Origin of the sequence: Magnetospira sp. QH-2 (assembly GCF_000968135.1) — a bacterium.
GTDB lineage: Bacteria > Pseudomonadota > Alphaproteobacteria > Rhodospirillales > Magnetospiraceae > Magnetospira.
This window is the reverse complement of sequence record NZ_FO538765.1, coordinates 30944-57266: the sequence shown is the minus strand read 5'-3', so window position 1 is coordinate 57266 and position 26323 is coordinate 30944. Positions and strand designations below refer to the sequence as shown.

Sequence of the window (26323 nt, the reverse complement as noted above, 5' to 3'; positions counted from 1 at the left end):
ACTTGATAGAATGGCCGGTTATCAACCTGTTCGCCGATCCTCAGAAATCCAGATCCGCGTAGTGCTTGGGTGGCGAGACGCCGGGGATATGGTCCGATAACAGGGCGCGGAAGCTGGGGCGGGACTTGATGCGCGCGTACCAATCCTTGGCCGCCTCGTGCTCCGACCAAGGCACGTCCCCCAGGTAATCAATGCAGGACAGATGCGCCGCGGCGGCGATATCGGCCAGGGAGAACTGATCCCCGCCCAGCCATTTACGCCGGTCGGTGAGATAGCCGATATAGTCCAGGTGATAATTGATGTTGCTCTTGCCGGCGCGGATGGCGCTGCTGTCCGGGGTGCCCAGGCGCAAGAACCGCTTCATGATCTTTTCGCCGATCAGGTTGTCGGTGACTTCGGGGCCGAACTTGGTCTCGAACCAATCCACCAGCCGCCGCACTTCCGCCCGCGCCAGGGGCGCGGTGCCGAACAGCGGTGGTTGCGGTTTGATTTCGTCCAGGTATTCACAGATCACCCGGGCTCCAGCCAGGGAGGTTTCCCCGTCGGTCTCGATCATCACCGGCACCTCTCCCGCCGGGTTTAGTGCCAGGAAATCCGGGCGGCGCAACCAGGTTTCCTCGATCTTCAGATGAAAATCGAGCTGCTTTTCCGCCAAGGCCACGCGGACCATGCGGCTGGGCGCCGAGAGCCAAAGGTGCAAGAGCTTTCGCATGGACATGGTTTTACACGCGTTTTCCGCGATGCTCACGCCTTTTTGACATCACCGTGTCTTTGCACCGGGCCTCGGGTAGTCCACATTGGGGACAAAGGGAGATTCATCATGCTGATCCGCGTCAAAAAAGCCTCCGACCTGAGCGAGGCCCACGTTACCCCCAAGGACCTTTATATGCGCCGCCGTGAGTTCATGGTGGGGGCCGGGGCCGCTGCCCTCTCCGCCACCCTGCCGTTTGGCGAGGCCGAGGCCGCCGCGTCCCTGAAGCACGTCAAAACCGATCACGGCAAGGGCCTGACCCTCACCGACAAGGAATACGCCACTAAATACAACAACTTCTATGAATTCGCCCTGGACAAGGATAACCCGGCCAAGGTCGCCAAGGATTTCAAGCCGCTGCCCTGGACCGTCACGGTCTCCGGCGCCTGCCACAAGCCCGGTGACTATTCATACGAAGATCTGGTCCAGCCTCACGAACTCCAAGAGCGCATCTACCGGTTCCGCTGTGTGGAGGCCTGGTCCATGGTGGTGCCCTGGATCGGCGTTTCATTGGGTGACATGCTCAACCGATTCGAGCCCACCGGCGACGCCAAATACGTGGAATTCCGCACCCTGCATGATCCCGAGCGCATGCCCATGCAGAAAACCAACGCCCTGGAATGGCCCTATCGCGAGGGGCTGCGCATGGACGAGGCGACCCATCCCCTGACCATGATGGTGGTCGGCATGTATGGCGAGATGCTGCCCAATCAGAACGGCGCGCCGCTGCGGCTGATCATCCCATGGAAGTACGGCTTCAAGAGCATCAAATCCATCGTCTCCATTCATTTTACCGACAAGATGCCTGCCACCACCTGGGCCATGACCAACGCGCGGGAATATGGCTTTTATGCCAACGTGAACCCCGAAGTGGATCATCCGCGCTGGAGCCAGGCCAAGGAACGCATTATCGGCGGCGGACTGTTTCGCTCCAAGGTCATCACGCCCATGCTCAACGGCTATGCCGAGGAGGTGGCACACCTCTATCAGGGCATGGATCCCAAGACCCTGTTCTGAGGACATTGGCTTGAAGATCCTCAAGGTCATTGTCTTCACCGCCGCCCTGGGGCCGCTGGCCTGGCTGATTTGGGGTCTGGCGGACGGAACCCTGGGCGCCAATCCCGCCGAGGCCGCCAACCGCTTTCTGGGCGATTGGGCGCTGCGGTTCCTGCTTGTCACCCTGGCCCTCACGCCCCTGCGCAAGATCACCGGGCGCGGCGAGTTCGGCCGCTTCCGCCGCATGATGGGGCTGTACGCCTTTTTTTATGCGGTGCTGCATGTGACCAGCTACGTGGTGCTCGATCAGTTCTTTGATTGGGCCGCCATCTGGGCCGATCTGATCAAGCGCACTTATATCACCATCGGCATGGGCGCCTTGTTGATGCTCCTGCCGCTGGCCGCCACCTCCACCAAGGGCATGATCCAGAGGATCGGCGGGGCCCGCTGGCGCAAGCTGCACCGGCTGGTCTATCCGGCCTCCATTTTGGTGGTCATCCATTTTTACATGATGACCCGAGCGCGGGACACCGAGGTCTTGATCCACGCGGTCCTATTGGGCGCGCTGTTGGGCTATCGGGTCTGGGCGGCGCGGCGCGGACTGCTACCTATGCTTCAAAGGCCGTGACCTTGTTGCGGCCGGCCTCCTTGGACTGATAGAGCGCCTGATCGGCGGCGATGATGGCTTCCTCCGGCGCGTCGGATACCAGGTGATCGGCCACGCCCATGCTAACGGTCACTGATACCCGATCGTTTGCCGACCCTTTCTTCGAGGTCCTTTTGGGTTTTTCTTCCGGTCGATCCTCGTCGCGCAGCAAAAAACTCGACCGGGCAATGTCCTCGCGCAGGGCCTCCAGATGGACCAGCACGTCTTCGGATTCCTTGCCTGGAAACAGCACGGTGAATTCCTCGCCGCCGTAGCGGAAGGCCTTGCCGCCACCACTGACCCGCATCATCCGGGCGGCGACCATGCGCAGCACCTGATCCCCCACGTCATGGCCATAGGTATCGTTGAATTTCTTGAAATGATCCACGTCCAGCATGGCCACCGCGTAGCGCCGTCCCAGTTTGGTGAATTCGGCGTTCAAAGCCCGTCGCCCCGGCAAGCCGGTCAAATCGTCCAGGAAGGCCATGCGGTAGGATTCCTGCAACACCCCGACGATGGCGACAATGGCGGCGGCGGTGAACCACAGGGCCGACCCGGCCCCTTGACCCACCCCATGCAACCCGGCCCAGAGCGCGCCCAGGGCGCCCGCCGTGGCCAGATCCACCGGGCGGTCCTTGACCAGACCGTGGCCCAGAACGATCAGCGTCGAGACCGCAAAAGCGATCATCGCCGGTTGCGGCAGGGCCGTCCAACGGTCCATTTCCGGGGGGAAAATACGGGTACGCAACAAGGACCAGATGCCCTGCTGGAATTCCTGAATGGCCGCCGCCTCGATCCCGGCCGGTGCGGCGAAAACGATCGCCGCGACTCCCGCGGTCTGAGCCGCCAATACCCCGACCCGCGCCAACCCGCCGCCGGTGGCCAGGCCGCGCTCCGGGGTGAGCACGAAATAGAGCATGTTCAAGGGCACCAACAGGGCGAAGGCGGTATAGACCACGCCCACCCCGGGCCCGGTGAAGGGTCCCGCCGCCAGGGGTCCTTGCAACAACCCATGACCCAGGACCAGCATGATCATGAGAAACACCGTGCGCGATGAGTTGAATCGCCAGGCCACCAGCGCTCCGGCGGCGGCCAGGCCATAGGGCATGATCACCAGCAATTGAGCCATGGAGGGCGCCATCCCGCTCAGGCTGCCCTGTATCCAGGCAGCCCCCATCAATAGCGCCAGGGGCAGGGCCAAGGTGGACAGGATATGTTGGGCGCGACCCCAATTAAAGGGTGTGGTGGGCAAGGGACTCTCCATCGTCTTCGATGCGAGTCCGAATCAATCACTTTCGCCTCAATAAACGGTTAATTCCGGAGCCACCCTTGGCGAACTCCACCGAGACGGCTATATAAGGACCAACGCATATGGCACAGCCGGAAAAAGGGAAACCCGGACAATGATGGTCTACAATCTGAAATGCTCCCACGGGCATCAGTTCGAGCAGTGGTTCAAGAGCAGCAACGAATACGAAGAACTCAAGGCCGAAAGCAAGCTGAGCTGCAAGGAATGCGGCGATTCGGACGTGACCAAGGCGATCATGGCCCCCAATGTGGCCGGATCCAAAAACAGTGAGCCCGCACCGGCACCGGCACCCGCTGGTCCCATGTGCGGCATGGGCGGCTGCGGCACCGGCATGTGCGGCCTTTGATTTCATGCGCCTATGGCTGACCCTGGCGGCGCTCAACGCCCTGATCGCTTTGACCGCCGGTGCCTATGGCTGGCACATGATGCAAGGCGAGGACGGGGCCGATTCCTATCTGCCCATCTTCCAGATCGGCGAGCGCTATCAGATGGCACATGCCTTGGCCTTGCTCGGCGTTGCCTGGATGGCGCACCAATGGCCGGGCTCCAGGCTGGTGATGGCCGCCGGTTGGGGGTTCCAGGGCGGCATCATCCTGTTTTGCGGCACCCTCTATGCCATGTCCCTGACCGGGGAATTGCCCGTGGCCGGGGCGGCGCCGGTGGGCGGCTTCCTGCTCATGGGCGGCTGGATCGCCTTGGCGGCGGCAGGATTTGTCAACGCGCGGCCTCGATCACGCGCTTGATATCCAGCACCGGCGTATCCGGAAAGGCGTCGATGCTATCGAGTTCGATCACGTTGTCCATCACCGATAATACCTTACAGCGGGTCAAGGCGATCAGGTTGGGCCGCACCGGCGCGCGGGTGGAAAACACACCGGTCAGGGGATTGTCCGGGTTGGCTCTGGGGTGCACCTGAAGAATGGAGCGCATCTCGGGCGTATCGTTCCGGTCGAACCACCAGATCACCCAGATATCATGCTGCTTTTCCATACCCAGAAGGGCCGGTTGGTATTTTTTGTCCAGGACAATGGTCGTCTTACCCTCCGCCTTTCTCACATAGCCGATAGGATGGACCTTGAACTCAACCGCGTTGACGCCGTCGTCGGCTCGGGAAGGTGTTCCAATGGCCAGGAATAGCGCAAACACGGCGGTGGCGACGGTCATCGCGGAAGAAGATCGCATTCCGGGGTCTCCATTTGGTCATCGACAAACAAATGACGAAGCACGCTCCATGCGATGATACCTGCTCCAAAGAGAGAGCGGCAATATCCGTATATCATTGGTTGGTAGGATCGCCGATCCAATCATGACCACAGGCAGGGCAACTGCGCGGTGGTACAACTGCCTCACCTAAGGCATCGTCGGTGATTTCTCGCGCCTCAAGATCGCTCAGCCCGAGATCCTCGCGGATCGTCGCCAATAGATTCATCGCCCCCTGGTCGAGGGCTCCGTTGCGCATGGCCTGCTCCACCAAGCGGCGATACCGAGCACGCCGACCGCCAATTTCCGTCGCGAATCCTGATGCCAACAAACCCGCGGGCAGGGCCACCATCCCCACGCCAAGCACCGCCACCAGCCCGGCAAAGACCTTGCCCATGCCGGATACAGGAGTCACATCTCCGAAGCCTACCGTGGTCATGGTGATGATCGACCAATACATGGCCTCCGGGATGGAACTGAACTTGTCTGGCTGAGCATGCTGTTCAAAGAGATAGATGAAGCTCGATGCCACCACGATGAGAATTCCCATGATGTAGATACTCGATAGCATCGCCGGAGCCTCGTGCTTCAAGACTTTTAGCATCAAGGCCATGGCCGGATTGTAGCGGGTCAGCCTGAGGATACGGAACAAACGCATCGCCCGCATGAAACGAAGGTCAATGGGCACGATGAACTGCAGGAAAAACGGCAAAAAGGCCATGAGGTCGATCAAAAGTAATGGCGTCATGGCGTAGCGAAGGCGTCCCTTTAAGGCGCCCATTTCCTTGAAGCGGGAATCTTCGGTCCCAGCCCAGATACGCAGAAGGTACTCGATAACGAAGACCCCGACAGAGAATATCTCAAAGACTCGAAACGCCCCCTCGAACCTATGGCCGATTGAGTTGACGGATTCGAGAACCACAGCCAGCACGTTCAGGCTGATCAAGGTAAACATGAAAATGTCGAACCAACGGCTCATTTGGTCGTTGGGCTTGGCAATATCTAGGATTTCATGAATGCGTTGGCGGTTTATCGAGAACATGGGCGCACTCCTTAGCCGCTATACTCTATCGGTAAGATGTTAATGACCCCTTGCCCCCATCCGGTCGAATCACGGCGCGACGGGCAGCGTGAAAGAAAACCGGCTGCCCTTGCCCACATCGCTTTGCACCCAGATCCGACCGCCATGGCGTTCGACGATCCGTTTACAGATGGCCAGGCCGATGCCCGTGCCTTCGTAGGAGTCATCCGTGTGCAGACGTTGGAAGATGATGAAAACCCGGTCAAAGAATTCGGGGTCCATGCCGATCCCGTTATCCTGAACCGTGAAACAGACCTTGTTGTTCCTGACCGAGGCGGTAATCCGCACCTGGGGCCGACGATCGGGGTGCCGGTACTTCAAGGCATTGCCGACGAGATTTTGGAACAGCAACACGAGCTGTGTTGCATCGGCCTTGACCTTGGGCGGCAGGTCGGCCTCCACTGTTCCATCGGTTTCGGCCAACACGGGTTGTAGATGGTTCAGGGCCTCGTCCAGGGCATTGCCGGGATTGGTTTCGGCGAAGGGCTCCCCCTGGCTCTGCAGCCGTGAGTATTGCAACAGGGCATTGATGAGGTCATCCATGCGCTTGGCCCCGTTAACGGCAAAATCCATATATTCCCTTGCCTCTTCGTCCAGGGAATCCGCATAGCGCCGTTCCAACAGCCCCAGGTAGGAGCCGACCATGCGCAGGGGCTCCCGAAGATCGTGCGAGGCCACATAGGCGAACCGCTGCAAGTCTTCATTGGAGCGTTGCAAGGCTTCATGAGCCAAGTGGCGGTCGGTGATGTCATGGGCGATGCCCTCCACCGCCACCACCGCGCCGTTTTCCGCGAATACCGGTGATTCGACCACTTCGAGGCGACGCACCCGTCCGTCCGCATGATGGATTTCCACTTCATAGGGAGGCTGCTGCAGGCCCTGGATACTCCGCTCGGTGAAGCGGATCACACCCTGGTTCATGGGGTTGTCGGTCAGGTACTTGTCGAAGTTCGTTAAGAACGCCTCGGGCGGGTACCCGAGCACATCGGTGATGGACGGGCTCACATATTGAAAGACGCCCTCGGCGTCATGGGTATACATGAAGTGTCGGGTCAGGCCGTTGATCAGCCGTTGGTACTTCTGGCGCTCTGCTTTCAGCTCTTTCTGCGCTTGCCAGCGGCGGAACAGGACCAGGATGGCAAAAACCAAGGCCAGGAACAGGCCAAAGGTGGCGACGCTCAGAGTAATCAGATTGTCGCGGGACTTCAGGCGGATGCTTTCGGTTTGCCGGTCGACCATCTGTTCCAGACGGCTTTGATAGTGCCAGAGATCCTTTTGAAGGGCCCGTTCGTGGGAGATATCGCGGATCAACGAGTAAAGAAGCCGCCGCCCGTCGAAATCCAAGGGCACCGAGTGGACTTCTACCGTCCGCGCGCTGCCGTCGGCCAGACGGTGGCGGAAAATGAAAAAGTTGCGGCCTTCCGTTGCCACCAGCTTGCGCTCATGGGCCACCTGCTCCGCGGTGAACATGTTGATGTCCTGGATTTTCATGGCCTTCAGTTTGTCACGGTCATGGCCATAAAATTCCGCGGCGGCGGGATTGGCCTCGACGATGGCGCCGGTATCCGGATCGATCAGCAGCATCACGGCGTTCTGCCTGAGAAACCCGTCCATGAAGCTGGCCGCGGCGGCGGCCCTGGGCCCAAGGATGACCAGAATGCCCCAGAATATGATGGCAAAGATTTGGATGACCCGCATGGGATTCAGCCTACCGGAATGAACCGAAAGGATATATTCCATTTTGTCATGGGGATCTGTGACGGGCGTCACATTGGGGGCCCCATTCCGGCGAAAACCGCCTCACTCACCCTTTCCGGTTGGCCAGTCCGATCCCGCCCAGGATCAAGGCCAGACCCGCGCCGTGGTACCAGCGGAAGGTCTCTCCCAGGATCGCCACCGCCAGCAGGCTGGCGAACACCGGCAAGAGGTGGATGAACAGCCCGGCCCGGCCCGGTCCCACCAGTTCCACGCCGCGATTGAAAAACAGGTAGGACAGGATGGAAGGAAACACCGCCACATAGGCCACCGCGCCCAGCGTAACGGTCTTGTCGAACCGCATCACCAGACCGGAAAGATGCTCTTGGACATAGAACGGCGTCAGCATGCCCAGGCCGAGGGCGAAAATGACCCACAGAAAGCTCAACGGATGCACCGCCGGACGTTTGCGCACCGCCACGGAATAGACCGCGTAACAGATCACCGCCACCAGCACCATCAGGTCGCCTTTGTTGAGAGACAGGTTGATCAACACCCCCGGGTCGCCCTTGGTCACCACCGTCAGCACGCCGACGGTGGACAGCAGCAGCCCCATCAGTTGCACGGGCCGGAACAGATCCCCCGCCGAGACAAAAGCCAGCAGCACGATCAGCGACGGCATGGCCGACTGCAACAGGGCGGCGTTGATGGCTTGGGTATGATGCAGACCCATATACACAAGGGTATTGAAAACCGCGATGCCGGTCAGGGCACAAAGCAAGGTGACCCGCCATCCGGCGCGCAGGGCGGGCCAGTCACCGCGCAGGTGCCGCCAAGCAAAGGGGGTGAGCAGAATCAGCGCCCCGGCCCAACGCCACCAGGCCAAGCCCACCGGCGGCACATCCAAATGCACCGCCCGCCCGACGATGAAATTGATTGACCAGAAGGATACCGCCAGGGTCAAAACCAGATAGGGTTGTCCATAGATGGATTTCAGCATCTACCTGTCCTCGCCCGGCGCCAGAATTCCGGCAAGGCGGTCGGGGGTGGAGTTGCGGCGCGGGCGCCAAAGATGGCGGTCCAGGGCTTCCTGGAACCGCTCGGCCATTTCATTCAATGCCGCCGGATTATGGTCGGCGATGAACTGGCGCACCTGGTCGTCACCCAGATAGGCCTCGAACAGAGCATCGAAATGATGGTCGCGCACACAGCGCGCCGTGGCGGCAAAGGCGAATAGATAGTCCACGGTGGCGGCCATCTCGAAAGCCCCCTTGTAACCATGGCGCATGACGCCCGCGATCCATTTGGGGTTGGCCGCCCGGGCGCGAACCACCCGCGCGACCTCTTCGTCCAGCGTGCGGATTACCGGTGTTTCGGGCCGTGAGTGATCGCCGTGATAAACCGTTGGCTGTTGGCCCGACAACATCCGCACCGCCGCCGTCATGCCGCCTTCGAACTGGTAATAATCGTCTGAATCCAGAATATCGTGTTCGCGGTTATCCTGATTCTGGATCACCGCTTCCACGGCGCCCAGACGGGTTTCGAACAAATCGTGGGCCTGATCCCCCTCGGCCCCGGCGCCATAGGCCCAGCCGCCCCAGGCCACATAGGCCCGCGCCAGATCATCGGCGCTATCCCAGCCCTTCTCATCAATCAAGGCCTGCAATCCGGCCCCATAGGCTCCCGGCTTGGACCCAAAGACGCGGGTTCCGGCGCGACGGCGGGCCTGATCGGCGGAGGCGCCCTCGGCCATCAGTCCGGCGCGCTCCTCGCGCACCCGGGCGGCCAGGGGATTTTCCTCGGCGGGTTCATCCAGATCGGCCACCGCCCGTGTCGCCGAATCGAACAAATCGATGAGCCCGGGAAAGGCATCGCGGAAGAATCCGGATACCCGCAGGGTCACATCCACCCGAGGACGGCCCAAAACCGTCGCGGGCAGGATCTCAAACCCCGTCACCCGGCCGGAGATCCGGTCCCAGGTGGGCGTGACCCCCAACAGGGCCAGGGCCTGGGAGATGTCATCGCCGCCGGTGCGCATGTTGGACGTGCCCCAGGCGGTGAGCGCCAGACGTCGGGGCCAATCCCCTTGTTCCTGGGCATGGCGCTCGATGAGCAGGGTCGCCGATTTCCAGCCCAGGGACCAGGCCGCCTGGGTCGGGACGGCGCGCACGTCCACGGAATAGAAATTGCGTCCGGTGGGCAGCACGTCGGGGCGTCCCCGGGTCGGGGCGCCGGAGGGGCCGGGGTCGACGAACTTTCCGTCCAGCCCGCGCAGCAAGGCATTCATTTCCGCCTCGCCGCAGGCGGCCACGGCCGGGCCGATCTGATTGGTGATGGCCTCGAGGACCGCCTCCGCGCGGGGCCAAGACGCCTCGGCCTGCCTCTTCCCGCCGACCAGATCCGCGGCCAGGATTTCCAGCCGTTCCACCGTATCGCCGATGGTGCGCCAAGGATCGTCACCCGCCAGGATTTGCGGGCGCGGTCCCAGCCAGGGGTCGCCCAGTTGGCAGTCCAAAGGATCGAACCCCAGGCTCAAGTCATCGGCCAGGGCGCGCAGCAACGAGGCCCGTCCACCCTTGCCGTCGCCACGCGGCACCCGGGCCAGGGCCACCAGAAGATGGGTCCGCAGATCCCCCGACGGGCTTTCACCGAACACATGCAGGCCGTCTCGGATCTGCAATTCCTTGAGTTCACACAGGTAGTTGTCGAGCTTGCCCAGAGCTTCGTCCTCTCCCTCTCCTTCGGCGATACCACAGTCCGTATCCAGGCCGGTGACCCGGCAAAGGGACAGAATCTCGTCGCGCAACAGCCGCAGGCGGCGCGGATCGACCCCGGCGGCCTCGTAGTATTCGTCCACCAGCCGCTCCAGATCACGCAAAGGGCCATAGCTCTCGGCGCGGGTCAGGGGTGGGGTCAGGTGGTCGATGATCACCCCCTGGGTGCGGCGTTTGGCCTGGGTGCCTTCCCCCGGATCGTTGACGATGAAAGGGTAAAGATGCGGCAACGGCCCCAGGATGGCCTGGGGATAGCATTCATCGGACAAGGCCAGGGACTTGCCCGGCAGCCATTCCAGATTGCCATGCTTGCCCAGATGAATGATCGCCTGGGCACCGAACTGCTGGCTGAGCCAGGCATAAAAGGCCAAATAGCCGTGCGGCGGGACCAGGTCCGGGTCGTGATAGCTGCTCTGGGGATCAATGTCATAGCCGCGCGCCGGTTGGATGCCGACCACCACATTCCCCAGGGGCAACACCGCCACTTGGAAGCCCCCATCGTCGGCAAAACGCGGATCGGCTTCCGGGGTGCCCCAGCGAGCCAGGATCTTCCGACGGGCCTCCAGAGGCAAGCGATGGAACCAGGCCTCGTAGTCGGCAAGAGAAAGCTTGGCACGGGTCTGTCGGTCACGATCCCGCTGGTTGGTCGGGCCCTCCAGCAATCGCCGGATCAGGGCGTCGCCGTCGGATGGGATTTCGTCACTTTCGTAGCCCTCGGCCCTCAGCGCTCTCAGGATGCCCACAGCCGCTGCCGGGGTATCCAGCCCCACCCCATTGCCCAAGCGCCCGTCCCGGGTCGGATAATTGGCCAAAATCAGAGCCACCCGCCGATTTTCCGTCGGTGTCTCGCCCAGATTGATCCAATTGGTCGCCAGATCCGCGATAAAGCGCACCCGGTCGGGTTCGGGCTCATAGGCCACCAGATCGCATTGGGTCGCCTCGTCGCGCTCCGCCGGGCCCTTGAAACTGATTACCCCCGCCAGGATGCGACCGTCCACTTCCGGCAGGGCGACATTCATGGCGATATCCCGCGCCGACAGGCCCCGGGTGCCGTCACGCCAATTTTGGACGGTCCCGCCCGAAGCCACCAGCTGCAACACCGGACAACCGGGCGCCGACAGGGGCGATGGAGGCGATTTACCCCCTGGCGCGGCGACCGCAAAGGCCGTCGCGTTGAGAATGATATTTGGTACTGCTTGTTCAAATATATCGGCCAGGACCCCTTGGGCCACGGAATCCTTTAAGCTACCGACAAAAATTGGCAAAACATTTATATGTCTTTGTTTTAATTCATTAATTATTGCATCAATGCCGGCCGTATTGCCCGACAACAGCAGCGCCCGATAGAAAACAACCGCCGCGATGGGGCCATTGGCGACCCAATTCCGCCTCAAGTCGTCCAAAGTTGCCGATTGATAGAGCCCGGCCTTCAAAAGCGGCGCCGGTTCAGCCCAGATCGTCTCGCTCCCCAGCAGCGATTCGGCATACGCAAGGAACATCTGGCTGTTTTCCAGGCCTCCGTATACTAGATATTGCCAAAGCCGATGAACCGCAGCGGCGTCCAAAGTGGATGATTCCAACAGATCAGGGTCCGGCTGATCGTCGCCGGGCAACAAAGCGAGGGGAATCTGGTGTCTGTGGCAGCATTCGATGATCTGCTCCACCCCGTAAGCCCAATAGGCCCGCCCCCCGAGCAGCCGGATGACCACCAAACGCGCCTTGGCGATGATGGTTTCCACGTAGAGATCCACGGAAAGGGGGTGACCCAGGTGCAATAAGGAGGCCAGGCGCAAGCTGGGAATTTGGACATTGTCCGCCAATCTTTGGCGGTTGGCGCGGGCCAGGCAAGCGATCTCGGTATCCGCCGCGCTCAGCACGATGATATCGCCCGGGGTCTGGCCCAGGTCGATGGCTTCCGATCCGTCGGTAATTTCGCCAGGCGTCGCGGCGAGCAGGTGCATTCAGGAACTCCCATGCGGCAGGAAGGCTGCATAGGTAGCGCCTATGGCCGAGGAATCAAGCCAATTCCGAACGGCACCCTTTACAAGCCGTGCGGATTGCCCGGAATCATCGAGAAGTCGCCAACCACCCGGCCCTCATCAATGACCATGTATCGATTGGGCGAGCCTTGGCTGATGCCCAAACAGGCTTCCAGCGGATCGCCTTCCCAGTGGACGCAATGCTTGCCCCCCTGGCTGACCCACCAACGACCGGAATAGTAGCCTTCGTTGTTGCGCGCCCGAACCGTGCCGTCGGGATCGTAGAAAGCGATGATTCCCTTGCCCACCGCCGTATTGCCGTTAACCAGTTTCTGCGTGGCATCGCTGTCCATGGTCATTTCTTCGGCAAAAGCCGAAGGGATAGCGGGTAACGACAGAACGGCGCCCAGGGCTATGGCCCCGATCAGTATTCTCCCCATAACAAATCTCCCAGCATGCTTTGTTTTTTATGCCCACAGGGTACGTCTATTTTGGCTTTTTTTCAATCTTGCGGACTCTCTATGAGAGTTCCGGCCTCCATCAACCCGCAAGAAGGGTCGCGATACCGGGCCGGTCGAGGCCATGATGACCAATCACCACAAGGCGGCTGGCCCGCGCTTCGTCGGCTTTCCAGGGACGATCGAAATAGCGCTCGATGCGCGGCCCGACGGCCTGCAACACATGGCGCAGGGGCTTGCCCGGCACGTCCAGGAAGCCCTTCACCCGCAGGATGTCGTGGGCTTCGGCAGCGGCCCGCACCCGGCCCTCCAAGGCTTCGGGATCGGCAATGGGCCCCAGATCGACGATGAAGCTTTCGAAATCGTCGTGATCGTGATCATCGTGGGGACCGTCATGATGGGATGGCCGGGCCGCCAGATCATCCTCGGCCGCCGCTTCCAATCCCAACACCACCTGACCATCCACCCGGCCATGGTCGGCGCGGATCAGCGACACCCCTTGGCGGATGCCGCCTTGCACGGTTGCCAGCGCCTGCCCCAGGGTTTCGTCATCGGTCAGGTCGGTCTTGTTGAGAATCACCAGATCGGCACAGGCCAATTGGTCTTCGAACAGTTCCTCCAAGGCGTCATCATGGGCCAGCGCCCCGTCCGCCTCGGCTTCATCGGCAACAGCGTCAGGATCGAAAGCGAAACGACCTTCGGCCACCGCCGGGGTATCGACCACCGCAACGACCCCATCCACCGTCACACGAGACCGAACCTCCGGCCAATCGAACGCTTTTACAAGGGGCCTCGGCAAAGCGAGACCTGATGTTTCGATTACGATATGATCTGGCGGACTGGGCTGATCGAGCAGTTTCTGGATCGTCGGCAGGAATTCATCGGCGACGGTGCAGCACAAACAGCCATTGGACAATTCGATCAGATTGTCCTCGTTGCAGCCGTCGATGCCGCAGCCGCTGAGCAGTTCCTTGTCCACTCCCAGGTCGCCGAATTCGTTGATGATCAGCGCCAATCGCCGCCCGTTGGCGGTTTCGATCAAGTGGCGGATCAAGGTGGTCTTGCCGGCACCGAGGAAACCGGTGATGACGGTGGCGGGGATGCGGGGCTTCATGCTTGGCTCATATCCTTCAAGGTCATGGGCAGGCCAGCGGCGACAAACACCACCCGGCGGGCCACTTCGGCAAAAATTTGATTGGATGCGCCTTGTAAATCAGCAAAGGCGCGGGCGGCGGCGTTGTCGGAGATCCCGCCCAAACCCACTTCGTTGGTGACCAGGACCACCGGCACCGGCGGCTGCAAGAGTTCGGCGCCCAGCTTCTTCACCTGCACCGCCACGTCGGCCTGGGCCTCGACCAAATTGTTCAGCCATATGGTCACACAGTCTATGAGAACCGGACGCTTGGCCTTGTGGATCACCGTGACCAGGTCCAGAGGCTCCTCGACGGTTTCCCACAAGGGTCCCCGGCGTTCGCGATGACGTTGAATGCGGGCTTTCATTTCGTCGTCGCGGGCCTCGGCGGTGGCCAGATAGAGACCGCCGCCCGCCGATTCGATGAGCTTTTCCGCATAAGCGCTCTTGCCCGAACGGATGCCGCCGAGCACCAGGGTCATGGGCGGCAGGGTCAACAGGTCTGACATGGCTATTGGGCTCCCTCGTCGGCGATGGGCGGGCGGTTGACCGTCGCCACCCGCCAGGCTCCACCGTACCCCCCCAGATGGCCGGAGGGAATATGGTCGATGCGGGTGATGGACAGATTATCGATCTTGAACATCAGCGCCTGGGCCGGCGCCAGCCCCAGGGCATGACCCAACGCGGCGCGAATGGACCCGCCATGGGCGACCAGGATGATATCCCGTCCGGCATGGCTTTCGGACAGCCGCTCCATGGCCGGGGCGACGCGAATCATCACATCGGCAAAGCACTCGCCCCCGGGAGGACGGCTGAGCGACGGCACTTTCCAAAACGCCGCCATTTCGGCCTGGTTGGCAGCGCGCAGATCATCCCAGGTGGTGCCATGCCAGCGACCGAAATCCTGCTCTCCCAGATCCGCATCCTGGAGGGGATCAGGCCCTTCCAGTCCGGCATCGCGAATCGCCTGGGCGGTCTCATGGGTACGTTTGAGGTGGCTGGTGACCAAAACAGCCTGCTTGGGAAGCTGTCTGGCGAGGCCTTCGAACGCCGCCCGGTCGGAACAGTCACACGACAGGTCCAGATTGCCATAGATGGTGCCGCCGTGCAGGTGCCTGGGCACCGGCGCATGGCGGATCCACCAAAAACGGGTTGTCTCGCCCATTACCAGCCCCCCCAGTTTCCGGCCCCAAGACCCCCGACCAAAGCCGCCAATAACGCGGCTTGCTGCACCGCGCCCAGCACATCGCCGGTCTGCCCGCCGAGCTTGGCCTTGGCCAGGGATGCCACCGCCCAGGCCGCCACCAGCCCCCCGGCCAAAGCGCCGCCGCCAGCTTGAAATCCCAGCAATAGAATCACCAGTCCCCCAGCCATCAATAAGGCCAGATTGCTGGCCCCTTCCTGCGGTCGCCCGGCCCCTTGGGCAAGACCATCGGCGCGGGCCGGCGAGAGCCGTAGCATGACCTGCGGGATGACTCCGCGAGACAGGGTTTCCGAGGCCAGGATCAAGGGCACCGCCTGTCCGGCATGGTCCACGGACGCCAGCACCGCCACCCGCAAGGCAACGGAGAAAATCAGCCCCAGCACGCCAAATACACCGACCCGGGAATCGCGCATGACCTCCAGCCGCCGCTCCCGGTCCCAGCCGCCGCCGAGACCATCGACCAGATCGGCCAGGCCGTCTTCGTGCAGCGCGCCGGTGAGGATCACCACCGTCATCACCGCCAGCATGGCCGAGACCGTGCCCGGCAGTTGCGACAAATCGGCCATAACCCAAACCACCGAGGCGGCCCCGCCCACCAACAGACCGACCAACGGAAAGGCCCAGACCGACCGGGCCAGGGCATCGGGCGCCAGGACCGCCGGGTGGGGGACCGGCAGCCGGGTCAGAAATCCGACGGCAATCAGCAGATCGTTGCCGCTTGGCGCATGGGGTTGCGGGGTGCTCATGGGCGTTGGCTCGGGGTTTCCGTTCGGGGTTTCTATGCAGGACTTGTGGGATGGGTTATAGGTCAGATGGGCATGGGATCACCAGGGGGAAGAAAATTATGTCTATGTTGCCGCGAATCGACAGCCTGGACCAGCTGCGCGACATGCTGCGCGACCTGCCGGGTCCTGACGACGAAGCCGCCAAGCGCGCTGTCTCCCTGGAACCACAACTGACCAAGCCGGCCGGATCCCTGGGCCGGCTGGAAGACCTGAGCAAATGGCTGTCGGCCTGGCAGGGGCGCCACCCGCCGCGTCTGGACAATGTCTGCGCCCATGTGTTCGCCGGCAATCACGGGGTGACGGCGCAAGGGGTCTCGGCCTTTCCCGCCGAGGTTACCGGGCAAATGGTCGCCAACTTCCTGGCTGGCGGCGCCGCCATCAATCAGCTCTGCCGGGTGTTCGACGTGGCCCTGGTGGTCGACGAAATGGCCCTGGACCGCCCCACCGCCGACTTCAGCCAAAAACCAGCCATGAGCGAGGAGGAACTGCTCCATGCCCTGACCTTTGGCATGCAGGCCATCGACCGCAAGGCCGACCTTCTGTGCCTGGGCGAGATGGGCATCGGTAATACTTCATCCGCCGCCGCGGTCTGTCAGGCCCTTTTCGGGGGTCATGCGAACCATTGGGTCGGGCCGGGCACCGGCGTCGAGGGCGATGCCTTGACCCACAAGGCGCAGGTCATCGAACAGTCCGTCGCCTTGCACGCCGAGACCATGACCGATGCCTTGGAAGTCCTGCGCTGTCTCGGCGGGCGCGAATTGGCGGCCATTGTCGGGGCGGTCATCAGCGCCCGGCTGCTGCGCATTCCGGTGCTATTGGACGGCTATGTCTGTACCGCCGCCGCCGCCGTGCTGCAGGTCTTCCAGCCCGGCGCCCTGGACCATTGCCAAGTGGCCCACGTCTCCGCCGAACCGGGGCACCGGCACCTGGCCGATCATATCGACAAGGCTCCGTTGCTGGATCTGAACATGCGGTTGGGCGAAGCCTCGGGCGCGGTTTTGGCCGTCGGTCTGGCCCGCGCCGCGGTGGAATGTCACACCGGCATGGCCACGTTCCACGAAGCGGCGGTCAGCAACCGGTCTGATTTCTGAGATCGTCCTTGACCCGCTCGACGACGGTTTGCCAGTCCCCGACCGTCGGTTGCCGATAGAGCGTCAATGACGGATACCAAGGACTGTCGGTGCGATCCAACATCCAGCGCCAGTCTGGCGCATGGGGCAGCAGAACCCAACAGGGCCGATTCAGGGCGCCGGCCAAATGTACCGGCCCGGTATCCACCGAAATCAGCAGATCCAGGCCCATGAGGAAGCGGGCGGTTTGTGAAAAATCGGTCAACGCGGGGGCAATATCCTCGACCAGACCCAGGGCGCCCTTTTCCACAAGCTGTTGCCTCGGTTCGCCCACTTGCAGGGATAAAAACCGAATGCCGGGCAGCGCCAACAACGGCATCAGCGGTTCCAGACCGCAACTGCGATTCACATCATTGTCGTGGCGCGGATCCCCGGCCCAGATCAACCCCACATAGAGCCGCTCATCGCCAGCGGGTCGCGCGGGGGTTTCCAAATCTTCGGGCACGGACAGATAAGGCATCGCCGCCGGGACGGTCTCGGGATCAATGGCCAGACATCGCAGCAGGTCCAGCATGGGTGCCTGAATATCATGGGCCGGAACCGGATCGCTCAGGGAGACAACATCGTCCACTCCCTCCACCCGGGCCGCCAATCCCATCAGCGTCGGCGGTACCTGGATCACCACCCGGCCCACGCGGGCCCGCGCGGCGGCCACAAATCGCAGGCCCATGAGGGTATCGCCCAGCCCTTGTTCCGCGTGCAGCAAGAGAGTCTGGTCGGGGGCTTCCTCCCCGGTCCAGGCGGGCGTGGACAAAGGGCCGGTCAGAAACGATACCCGACGGAAGCGGGCTCTGTAGGCTGGGAATCCATCGGCCCAACGACCGCCCAGCAACAGGGCCCGGGCGCGCCCCAATTGAGCGGTCAGATTGTCCGGCTCCAAGGCCAGCGCCTGATTCAGCGCGGATAAAGCCTCATCCAGCCGTCCTTGCGAGGTCAAGGCCTGACCCAACAGGGCATGGGCGGCAGGCCGATCCGGTTGCAGGCTCAAGGCCGCGCGGGCCGCCGCCGCCGAGGACTCGATTTGTGACAGGGTGAAATGGGCCGAGGCCAAATTCAGATGAATGGCCGGATCGTCGGGGCGATGCGCCACGGCCCGGTAAAAGCAGGCTACCGCCGCCTCATGGTGCTTCATGTTGGACAGCGCCACACCCAAATTCATCCACAAAGAGCCGTTGTCCGGCCTGTGCAGCAACCCCAACCGGGCGGCCTGTGCCGCTGCTTCGTGCCGACCCAGATGGCCCAGGATCAAAGACAGGTTCACATGGGGTCCGGGCAGGGTCGGGCGTAGCGCGATGGCCCGGCGAAAACAGGTCACCGCGTCCTCGAGACGCCCGGCATCGCGCAGGGCATTGCCGAAATTGTACTGGGTTTCCGGATCCCCGGGCGCAAAGGTGGCGGCTTTTTCCAGCACCAACAGGGCCTTTTCTTGGTGTCCCAAGCCGCGCAGGGCGACGCCCAGATTCCCGAGAACCGTGCCATTGCGGGGGTCGAGAGCTTGAGCCTGGAGATAGATCTCGGCGGCCCCGAGGATATCCCCGGCCCGATGGCGCTCGGCGCCTTGGATCAGCAAGTCCCGGATGTCCTCTTGCTCGGCCAAGGTCATTCTCCTTGTTGCAACAGCAGTCCTTTGATCCGCGCCACGCGCAGGGTGAACAGGAACCATCCTCCGGCGAGGCTCAGGTAGATTCCATTGAGTCCCAAGGACCACAGAAAGTGGTCCATGCGGAAACCTTCGCCCTGCAACACCGCGCGCATGCCTTCGAACACATGGCTTGACGGCAAGGCGTAGGAAACCGGCCGCAGCCACTCGGGCAGGGTCTCCACCGGATAGTAAATCCCCGACAGGGGCGCCACGGCGAAAATGGCCACCCAGGCCAGGCTTTCCGCCCCCATGCCGAATCGCAGCACCAACGCCGAGACCAGCAAGCCGATGGACCAACCAAAGATCATCAAAGCGACGAAAAAGGCGATCAACGGCGGCCCCAAGGCAAAGACCCAAACATCATACAAGGGCAGAGACAGCAAAGCCGCCGGGGTGACACTGATAGCCGTGCGGATCAGGCTCATGCTCATCAAGGCCGCCACATGTTCCATGGGCCGCAAGGGGCTGACGTAAAGCTGGCCCAGATTGCGCGACCACATTTCCTCCATGAACGAGAGGGAAATACCCAGATTGGCGCGGAACAGGATATCCCACAGCAATACCGCCGAGATCAACACTCCCGCCGCCTGCGCCACATAGGAAGAATGCTCGAGGAAAAAGGAGGTGACAAAGCCCCAGGTTATCATCTGCACGAACGGCCAATAGGCCAGTTCCAGCAATCGCGGCCAGGAGGAACGCAACACATAAAGGTGGCGCAACATGATGCCGCCAACCCGGCGCCAGGAAAACCAAAGGGCGGCATGGGAAAGGCTCATGAGGCGACCTCCAACGGGCCGCCGCGCCGGTCGCGGGCAATATCCAGGAATACTTCTTCCAGGTTTTCCTGGCCATAGCGGGTCAGCAACTGATCCGGCGAGCCTTGATCGACGATCTTCCCGGCGCGCATCATCAGCACATGATCACAAAGCCGTTCCACCTCGGCCATATTGTGCGACGCCAGCAAGATGGTCGCCCCGGTGCGCTCACGATAGCGCTCCAGATAGGTGCGGATCCAATCGCCGGTGTCCGGGTCCAAGGATGCCGTGGGCTCATCCAGCAGCAACAGGTCCGGTTCGTTGAGCAAGGACTTGGCCAAGGCGACCCGGGTCCGCTGCCCGGCTGATAACTCGCCCGTATGACGCTTCATCAGTCCGGCGATATCCAGATCCCCGGCCAGCTCCGCCATGCGGGTTCGATAGTCATGCAGACCATAGAGGTGGGCATAGATGGTCAGGTTCTCGCGCACGGTCAGGCGGCGGGGCAGGTCCACGTAGGGGCTGGAAAAATTCATGCGCGGCAATACCTTATGCCGGTCGCGCAACATATCCTCGCCGAATATGGTGATGCCTCCGGACGTCGGCAGCAACAAGCCCAGCAACATGGACAAGGTGGTTGTTTTGCCCGCCCCATTGCCGCCCAGCAAGGCGGTGGTGGATCCGGCGGGCACGGAAAACGAGATACCGTCCACGGCGGTGATCGCCTCGAAAGTCTTCACCAGGTGGGTAATCTCGGCAACGGGAGGGGGTTCGGCCATTCAGGAGCGCCGCCGCTTGCGTTGCAAAAGCTCTTGCTTGCGATGCTCCTCGGCAATCAGGTTTTCCACGTGGCGGCCTTGGAACACGGCGATTCCCAGGGCCTGACCGAAGTCCACCGACTGGCGGGTATCGCAGCGGCAAAGCACCACCCGGTCACCGCCCACATTGTCGATCATGGCCTTCATCTCGGCCATTTCGTCCGGGTCCTCCGTGGCCATGTCCGGGGTCCAGATCAACTTGACCATATCGGCGCCCAGGCCCTCGCGGTCGATCAGGCCGATGGTGTTGCGCCGTAGCCCGTCGATGCACAAGCGATAGCCTCGCTCTTTGATGAATTCTCGGGCAAACATGAAGGCGCCCAGGTCCTGAAAGATATCGATCTGTTGAAGTTCCACCACCATGGTGCCCCGGCGGCTGGCGATCACCGCATCATCAAAGGCCAGGAACTCCGGCGACAGCAAGGTCGCGATATTCAGATTGAAGCTGATATCCCCCGACAGGGTCATATGGTCGGCTTTATTGAGCAATGACAGGACGCGTCGGTCGAGAATGCCGGTCAAATGCTGGAACAGCCAGCGGTTCGAGGTCAGATCCACCCCCGGCATCATGGCCTCGCGCAAATCGCGGATGGAAATGAACATCTCGCTGAACACCGGCTGCGGCGCCGCCGTCCCGACAATGGCCGAGGCATATTGCCGCCGCACCATGTTGGACAAATCGGCGCGCATGAGGCCTTCCTCAAGGCTGGCCAACAGCTTCGGCGTGATCGGTTCGCCGCGTTCCTGTTTGGCGCGCAGGGCGGCCTTGGCCTCTTCCTCGGCCACCACTTCGTCGTCTCGATGGCGTTCCTCGTCGATCATGCCCTTGGCCAGATCGAGGATCTCCTGATACTGGCTGTCGGCGTCATACCAGGAGCAGAATTTGTCCACGTCGTCGGCGTCCTTCACCAGCAACGGATCATCGCCGAACATGAAACGCAGCTTGACCACCGAGGTCTCCACCTCGTGCAGGGCGTCCTTGCGGAAGATCAGCAACATGTCGGAATTACTGAGGGTAAAAAGCTGACCCTGGAGGCTTTTGACCAGACTTTCAAAGCTGTTGGCGGCGATGCGCAGATGGTGGTCGCGGCGGTTATAGGGGCGCAAGTCGGACATATGGATATGAATCATCATCCGCCCGTCCTTGTGGTCGTCCAGACGCTGGACGTAATCCAGGAATAGGCTTTCCTGACTGGGCAGACGTTTTTGACTATCCATGGCCATTGCTTCAGTCTCCGCCCTTGCCGCTCATGGCGGCGACCAGTTTGTCGATAAAGCGGCCCTGGAACCGTTGCACGCCCAATTGCAGGCCCACGCGCACGGCGTCTTCGTTATCAATGCGAGCCAGGATCACCCGCTCGCGGATGTCATGCATCAATTCGCGCACCCGGTCCATGCGACCGGCCTCGGCACTGGGCCGAAGATCCGCCGACCAGTTTATCTTGATGTAGTCCGGATCCAGGCCGGTGGGATTGAAATATCGCAAACTCAAAGGGTTGACCCCATCAATGAGCACGCGATAGCCCTGGTCCCGCAACCGGTCCCGGGCCTCGAAATAGGCCTGAATATCGGCGAACACATCCACGTGCTGAAGCTCCAACACAACCTTGTCCGTATGCTCTCCGACCCGGTCGGTGAAGACCTTGAACTCGGGCGAGCGCACGGTGGAGATGTTCATGTTCATGCTCACCGGCCATTTCAGCGTGCTGAAATCCCGTCGTCCCAGCACCGCCAGCATACGTTTGTCCAAGGTTTCGGTCAGGTACTGGAACAGCCAGAAATCGGAAACGATATGAACCCCCGGCGCCACTCGTTTCTTGAGGTCCGCAATGGACATGAAGTGTTCCTGAAACAGCATACCGCCGCCATTGCCAGCGGTCACATGCAGCGCTCCCTGGCGACTGATCAGATCGGCGATGCGGGTCTTTTGCAGGCGCTCGGTGAGTGCTGACAATGTCAAGGCGTTCATGGGCTTGCCCAGCAACGCCTCGGGGGTCTGATCACGGCCCTTTTCGGTGACCTGCTTGCCTTCATCCACCAGGTCTTCCAGCAGCATCCAGAAATTCTGGAAATCGTTGTCCAAATCGTACCAGCTGGAAAACCGATCATGGCCGATATCCTCGTCGGCGAAGATCACCGGGTCTTCGGAAAACAGGGTGCGCAGCTTGAGAACCACCGTATCGATGTCGGACACCTTCACGTCCCGGGTGATCAGCACCAGGTCGCAATTGGCCATCACATAGACCGATGCGTCATGGTTATTGCAAAGATTGTCAAAGGAGCGCGAGGCTATGCGGATATGGGTCGATTCGCGATGATAGGGACGCAGCCGGGACAGATGCACATGCACCGCCACGGATCCCTCGCGGTTATGGCGGATGCGGCGGATATGGTCCACCAATCGAGGTTCGTCTCCGGACGTGCCCAGAGTGGGGTTAAAAGTGGTGATGACCGTATCGTCCATGCCGCTCGCTTTCGCCGGGGCCTTCCGGGGTTGGCCCATCATAGTTCGAGCGCCCCGCCAGACACAATAGGACACAATAGATGGTAGACCTTGTCCGAGTGAATTCACGACTCCTTGATTCGGGGCACGAAAGCGGGCAAGTTGGCGGCCTTTCCACGGGAACGCATCGGATACGGACATATGCATCTGCGCACAAGGGTACTGGTCACCGGCGGAGCGGGCTTTCTCGGCTCCCATCTTTGCGAACGACTGCTCGAAATGGGCCAAGACGTGCTCTGCGTCGACAACTTTTTTACCGGTACCAAGGACAACATTTCTCACCTGCTCGACCACCCCAATTTCGAGCTGATGCGCCACGATGTCACCTTTCCGCTCTATGTGGAAGTGGACCGAATCTACAATCTGGCCTGTCCAGCTTCGCCGATCCATTACCAGCACGATCCGGTGCAGACCACCAAGACCAGCGTCCATGGTGCCATCAACATGTTGGGCCTGGCCAAGCGAACCGGGGCACGGATCTTTCATGCCTCGACCAGCGAGGTCTATGGGGATCCCATCGTCCATCCGCAGAACGAGCGCTATTGGGGTAACGTCAACCCCATCGGCCCCCGCGCCTGTTACGATGAGGGCAAGCGCTGTGCCGAGACCCTGTGCTTTGATTATTACCGCCAGTACGGCACCGAAATTCGGGTCGGGCGGATTTTCAATACCTATGGCCCGCGCATGCATCCCAACGACGGCCGCGTGGTTTCCAACTTCATCATGCAGGCGCTGCGCAACGAACCCATCACCATTTACGGCGACGGCAAGCAGACCCGCTCATTCTGTTATGTCAGCGATCTGGTCGATCTGATGATTCGCTTCACCGAACTGGAAGAGGCGTTCACCGGACCCATGAACATGGGCAACCCGGGCGAGTTCACCATCTTGGAACTGGCCCAGTTGGCCATCGAGATGACCGGGTCTTCCTCGCAGCTGGTGCATAATCCATTGCCGACGGATGACCCCTTGCAGCGCAAGCCGGACATCGGCTTGGCCCAGGAGAAGATCGGCTGGGAACCCTCGGTCACTCTGCGCGAGGGATTGGAACCGACCATCGCCTATTTCCGTGATTTCGTCTGATTCGGACTCCCTGCCCCGCGGCTTATTTTAGAATTCCTGGATATTACGGGCGTAACCCTTTAAGGTCGCCCGCTAACCATTGACTGGTGAGTGGTGCCCCGGGTGCCTGCTTACCCGAACCGGACCCACGAAGGAGCTTTCCATGGCCACCCAGGAACTGACCGCCGAAAATCTCGAATCGACCATCGAGGGCAACGATATCGTCATCATCGATTTCTGGGCCGATTGGTGCGGCCCCTGCAAGAGCTTCGCGCCGACCTATGAAGCCATGTCCGAAAAGCACCCCGACCTCGCCTTCATGAAGTGCGATACCGAAAAGGAACAGATGGTTGCCGCCCAGTTCGGCATCCGCTCCATCCCGACCATCGGTATCTTCCGCGAGCAGATCCTCATTTTCCTGCAAGCGGGCGCCCTGCCCGAGACCGCTTTGGAAGAGATCATCGGCAAAGTCCGCGAGCTGGACATGGACGACGTGCGCAAGCAGGCCGCCGAACAGGAAGCCGCGGCTGCCAACACACAGTAATTTGTCGGATCGCAAGTTTGTGCGACGGGGCGGGTGGTGATTAACGGCCATTCGCCCCGTTGTTCGTTCTACCCGGTGAATCGGTCGTAGACTTCCCGGGCCCAGCCCCTCAGGCCCCGGTCATCGGCGTTTCCAGCCTCTGATTGCCCACTCAGCCAATCCCGCACCGGCACCTGGAACCCGGTCTTGGGCCGTTCGCGCACGGCCTGGGGCAGCGCGGGCTCGGGCGTTGCCGCCATGTCCTGTTTGCCGAATCCGTGACGGACGGCGGCCTCGAACAGCGGCCGGTCGACAAAGGGCACACGGATTTCCAGGGAATGGGCCATGCCGGCCCAGTCGGCATCACGCAGCAGCTGATTGCGCATGTACCAGGTCATCTCCAGAGCGGTGACCCGACCTGTCCAATCGGTCATGCCCGAGGTGGTATGATGCAAACGGGTCAGCGGCGCCAATTCGTCGAGACCCTGGCGGGCGAAGTCACTGTCCAAATTGCGCGCCAATTCCCAAGGCATGAAAAGCCCCCGTCTCAGCAGGTAGGCATCCCCTGATCGGGTCCCCAACTCCAACAATCCAGCCGCCTTCGGGGAGGCATATTGGCCGATCCAGGGGCTTGTGGCGAAGCGACCGATCGTTCCAATATGGCGGGCGAACGGAACCGCGCTCAGGGGCTTGACCAATTTAGGCAATTGCCGGAAGGTATTGTAACCACGGAATAATTCGTCCCCGCCCAGACCGGAAATAGCCACCTTCAAGCCCACTTCGGCGGCTGCCTTGGCGACAAAATAGACATTAACACCGTCAATGGACGGCTGATCCATGGCCTCGAACAGGGCATCGGCATGGTTGGCGAAGTCCGACCCGGCCACCCGCCGTGTCTGGTGCTCGGTGCCATAAAGATCGGCGACCAATTCGGCCAGGGGCGCCTCGTCATTTTCGGTTTGAGCATATTCCTCGAAGCCCAGGGTGACGGTTTTCAGATCCGTGCTTTGCTCGGCGGCCAGGCCGCACAGGGTGGCCGAATCCAGTCCCGCCGACAGGAACAAACCCACCGGCACATCGGACACCAGATGATGCGCCACCGAATCCAGCAGGGATTTACGCAGCGGGCGTCGGACCGGCGGGCGGGTCTGATAGGCGGCCTGAACACCCCAGAATCGTTTTTCCCAGCTATTGCCCCGTTTGTCCCGCCACAACATGGTTCCGGCGCCCAGGGAGCGGATGCCGCGATACAGGGTATGGGGCTCGGGCACATAGCCGAACAGGAAGAATCCCACATGCCCGGCGGGGTTGGGGGATTTGTCGATACCGCCGCCGACCATCAGCGCCTTGACCTGCGACGCCACCCGCAGGCAGCGCCCGTTGTCGGACAGATACAAAGGCTTCACCCCAAAGCCATCGCGCGCCAGCAGCAGGCCCTGTTTTTCTTCGTCCCACAGGGCGAAGGCAAACATGCCACGCAGGTGATGCACCATTTCCGGTCCGTACTTGTCGTAAAGATGCAGCAGCACTTCCGTGTCAGAGGTGGTGCGAAACAGCCGTCCTTCCGCCTGCATGCGTTCGCGGATGGCCTGGTAGTTGTATATTTCTCCATTGAAAACAATGCGATACTTACCACCATACAGTCCCATGGGCTGGTCGCCGTCGGACGTGATATCGATGATCGACAGCCGCCGATGACCCAAGCCGACCCGTTTGTCCGGCGACACCCAGTCGCCGGAGCCATCCGGCCCGCGTCGCGCCATACGATCGCGCACGGTGCGCAGCTCCCGGCGGTTGACCGGGGGTGCTTCGTCGCGGTAGGCGAATATGGCGTTGATTCCGCACATGATCGGAGTATTAGTAGCGCGTCCTGGGATTTG

General features: G+C 61.5%; 25 protein-coding genes. 7 read left to right on the top strand and 18 right to left on the bottom strand.

Going from position 1 to position 26323, the window contains the following annotated elements:
• Positions 1–40: 40 nt before the first annotated feature.
• Positions 41–712, bottom strand: coding sequence for a glutathione S-transferase family protein (locus tag MGMAQ_RS00305; RefSeq protein ID WP_046022792.1), 672 nt, complete (start codon positions 710–712; stop codon positions 41–43).
• 108 nt (positions 713–820) lie between these two features.
• Here MGMAQ_RS00305 and msrP point away from each other — a divergent pair, with 108 nt between their 5' ends.
• Both msrP and MGMAQ_RS00295 read left to right on the top strand, forming a co-directional pair.
• Positions 821–1768 carry a protein-methionine-sulfoxide reductase catalytic subunit MsrP gene (gene msrP / locus MGMAQ_RS00300; protein WP_046019950.1) on the top strand — a complete coding sequence of 316 codons (948 nt, stop codon included), beginning with the start codon at positions 821–823 and terminating at the stop codon, positions 1766–1768.
• A 10-nt stretch (positions 1769–1778) separates the two neighbouring features.
• Positions 1779–2375 carry a sulfite oxidase heme-binding subunit YedZ gene (locus tag MGMAQ_RS00295; RefSeq protein ID WP_198409142.1) on the top strand — a complete coding sequence of 199 codons (597 nt, stop codon included), beginning with the start codon at positions 1779–1781 and terminating at the stop codon, positions 2373–2375.
• Here the strand turns inward: MGMAQ_RS00295 and MGMAQ_RS00290 are convergent.
• The gene (locus MGMAQ_RS00290; RefSeq protein ID WP_065814667.1) at positions 2356–3657 is read right to left on the bottom strand and encodes a diguanylate cyclase; all 1302 of its coding nucleotides are present in this window, start codon (positions 3655–3657) and stop codon (positions 2356–2358) included. The two genes, MGMAQ_RS00295 and MGMAQ_RS00290, sit on opposite strands and share 20 nt — an antisense overlap.
• A 139-nt stretch (positions 3658–3796) precedes the next feature.
• On the opposite strand from MGMAQ_RS00290, the gene MGMAQ_RS00285 reads away from it, so the two are divergent.
• Both MGMAQ_RS00285 and MGMAQ_RS00280 read left to right on the top strand, forming a co-directional pair.
• On the top strand, positions 3797–4048 hold the full coding sequence (locus MGMAQ_RS00285; RefSeq protein WP_046019949.1) for a DUF1178 family protein: 252 nt from the start codon (positions 3797–3799) through the stop codon (positions 4046–4048).
• 4 nt (positions 4049–4052) lie between these two features.
• Entirely contained in the window at positions 4053–4445 is a 393-nt protein-coding gene (locus tag MGMAQ_RS00280) for a DUF423 domain-containing protein (RefSeq protein ID WP_046019948.1), read from the top strand.
• On the opposite strand, the gene MGMAQ_RS00275 is transcribed toward MGMAQ_RS00280, so the two are convergent.
• From MGMAQ_RS00275 to cobS, 10 genes are all read right to left on the bottom strand, one after another.
• On the bottom strand, positions 4417–4884 hold the full coding sequence (locus MGMAQ_RS00275) for an SAM-dependent methyltransferase (RefSeq protein WP_198409141.1): 468 nt from the start codon (positions 4882–4884) through the stop codon (positions 4417–4419). The two genes, MGMAQ_RS00280 and MGMAQ_RS00275, sit on opposite strands and share 29 nt — an antisense overlap.
• A gap of 94 nt (positions 4885–4978) precedes the next feature.
• On the bottom strand, positions 4979–5944 hold the full coding sequence (locus tag MGMAQ_RS00270; RefSeq protein WP_052715999.1) for an ion transporter: 966 nt from the start codon (positions 5942–5944) through the stop codon (positions 4979–4981).
• 69 nt (positions 5945–6013) lie between these two features.
• Positions 6014–7681, bottom strand: coding sequence for an ATP-binding protein (locus MGMAQ_RS19095; RefSeq protein WP_158498736.1), 1668 nt, complete (start codon positions 7679–7681; stop codon positions 6014–6016).
• 106 nt (positions 7682–7787) lie between these two features.
• Positions 7788–8678 (bottom strand): DMT family transporter, encoded by an 891-nt coding sequence (locus MGMAQ_RS00260; protein WP_046019947.1) that lies wholly within the window; start codon positions 8676–8678, stop codon positions 7788–7790.
• Positions 8679–12413, bottom strand: a complete 3735-nt coding sequence (cobN, locus tag MGMAQ_RS00255; RefSeq protein ID WP_046019946.1) for a cobaltochelatase subunit CobN — start codon at positions 12411–12413, stop codon at positions 8679–8681.
• Between the two features lie 80 nt (positions 12414–12493).
• Positions 12494–12871 (bottom strand): hypothetical protein, encoded by a 378-nt coding sequence (locus MGMAQ_RS00250; RefSeq protein WP_046019945.1) that lies wholly within the window; start codon positions 12869–12871, stop codon positions 12494–12496.
• A gap of 100 nt (positions 12872–12971) precedes the next feature.
• Positions 12972–14003, bottom strand: a complete 1032-nt coding sequence (gene cobW / locus MGMAQ_RS00245) for a cobalamin biosynthesis protein CobW (protein WP_046019944.1) — start codon at positions 14001–14003, stop codon at positions 12972–12974.
• On the bottom strand, positions 14000–14530 hold the full coding sequence (gene cobU, locus MGMAQ_RS00240; RefSeq protein WP_198409140.1) for a bifunctional adenosylcobinamide kinase/adenosylcobinamide-phosphate guanylyltransferase: 531 nt from the start codon (positions 14528–14530) through the stop codon (positions 14000–14002). Before cobU ends, cobW begins: the two co-directional genes overlap by 4 nt.
• Before the next feature lie 2 nt (positions 14531–14532).
• The gene (locus tag MGMAQ_RS00235; RefSeq protein ID WP_046019943.1) at positions 14533–15186 is read right to left on the bottom strand and encodes a histidine phosphatase family protein; all 654 of its coding nucleotides are present in this window, start codon (positions 15184–15186) and stop codon (positions 14533–14535) included.
• The gene (gene cobS / locus MGMAQ_RS00230; RefSeq protein ID WP_046019942.1) at positions 15186–15971 is read right to left on the bottom strand and encodes an adenosylcobinamide-GDP ribazoletransferase; all 786 of its coding nucleotides are present in this window, start codon (positions 15969–15971) and stop codon (positions 15186–15188) included. Before cobS ends, MGMAQ_RS00235 begins: the two co-directional genes overlap by 1 nt.
• A 98-nt stretch (positions 15972–16069) precedes the next feature.
• Here cobS and cobT point away from each other — a divergent pair, with 98 nt between their 5' ends.
• Positions 16070–17101, top strand: a complete 1032-nt coding sequence (gene cobT / locus MGMAQ_RS00225; protein WP_046019941.1) for a nicotinate-nucleotide--dimethylbenzimidazole phosphoribosyltransferase — start codon at positions 16070–16072, stop codon at positions 17099–17101.
• On the opposite strand, the gene MGMAQ_RS00220 is transcribed toward cobT, so the two are convergent.
• The 5 genes from MGMAQ_RS00220 to MGMAQ_RS00200 are packed head-to-tail and all read right to left on the bottom strand — an operon-like array spanning position 17079 to position 22861.
• Complete coding sequence (locus MGMAQ_RS00220; protein ID WP_158498735.1) at positions 17079–18737, bottom strand: tetratricopeptide repeat protein; 1659 nt, start codon at positions 18735–18737, stop codon at positions 17079–17081. The genes cobT and MGMAQ_RS00220 overlap by 23 nt on opposite strands.
• A 2-nt stretch (positions 18738–18739) precedes the next feature.
• Entirely contained in the window at positions 18740–19558 is an 819-nt protein-coding gene (locus tag MGMAQ_RS00215; protein WP_046019939.1) for an ABC transporter permease, read from the bottom strand.
• Positions 19555–20316: an ABC transporter ATP-binding protein gene (locus MGMAQ_RS00210; RefSeq protein WP_046019938.1), complete on the bottom strand. Its 762-nt coding sequence runs from the start codon at positions 20314–20316 to the stop codon at positions 19555–19557. The genes MGMAQ_RS00215 and MGMAQ_RS00210 overlap by 4 nt, the downstream gene beginning before the upstream one ends.
• Entirely contained in the window at positions 20317–21573 is a 1257-nt protein-coding gene (locus MGMAQ_RS00205; RefSeq protein WP_252508661.1) for a hypothetical protein, read from the bottom strand. It lies immediately after the preceding gene.
• Positions 21574–21583: 10 nt separating this feature from the next.
• Positions 21584–22861 carry an EAL domain-containing protein gene (locus MGMAQ_RS00200; protein WP_046019936.1) on the bottom strand — a complete coding sequence of 426 codons (1278 nt, stop codon included), beginning with the start codon at positions 22859–22861 and terminating at the stop codon, positions 21584–21586.
• Positions 22862–22999: 138 nt separating this feature from the next.
• Between MGMAQ_RS00200 and MGMAQ_RS00195 the strand changes: the two genes are divergently transcribed.
• Complete coding sequence (locus tag MGMAQ_RS00195) at positions 23000–23941, top strand: UDP-glucuronic acid decarboxylase family protein (RefSeq protein ID WP_046022786.1); 942 nt, start codon at positions 23000–23002, stop codon at positions 23939–23941.
• A 142-nt stretch (positions 23942–24083) separates the two neighbouring features.
• Positions 24084–24464: a co-chaperone YbbN gene (locus MGMAQ_RS00190; protein WP_046019935.1), complete on the top strand. Its 381-nt coding sequence runs from the start codon at positions 24084–24086 to the stop codon at positions 24462–24464.
• A 68-nt stretch (positions 24465–24532) separates the two neighbouring features.
• Here the strand turns inward: MGMAQ_RS00190 and asnB are convergent, their stop codons facing one another.
• Entirely contained in the window at positions 24533–26290 is a 1758-nt protein-coding gene (gene asnB / locus MGMAQ_RS00185; RefSeq protein ID WP_046019934.1) for an asparagine synthase (glutamine-hydrolyzing), read from the bottom strand.
• Positions 26291–26323 lie beyond the last annotated feature (33 nt).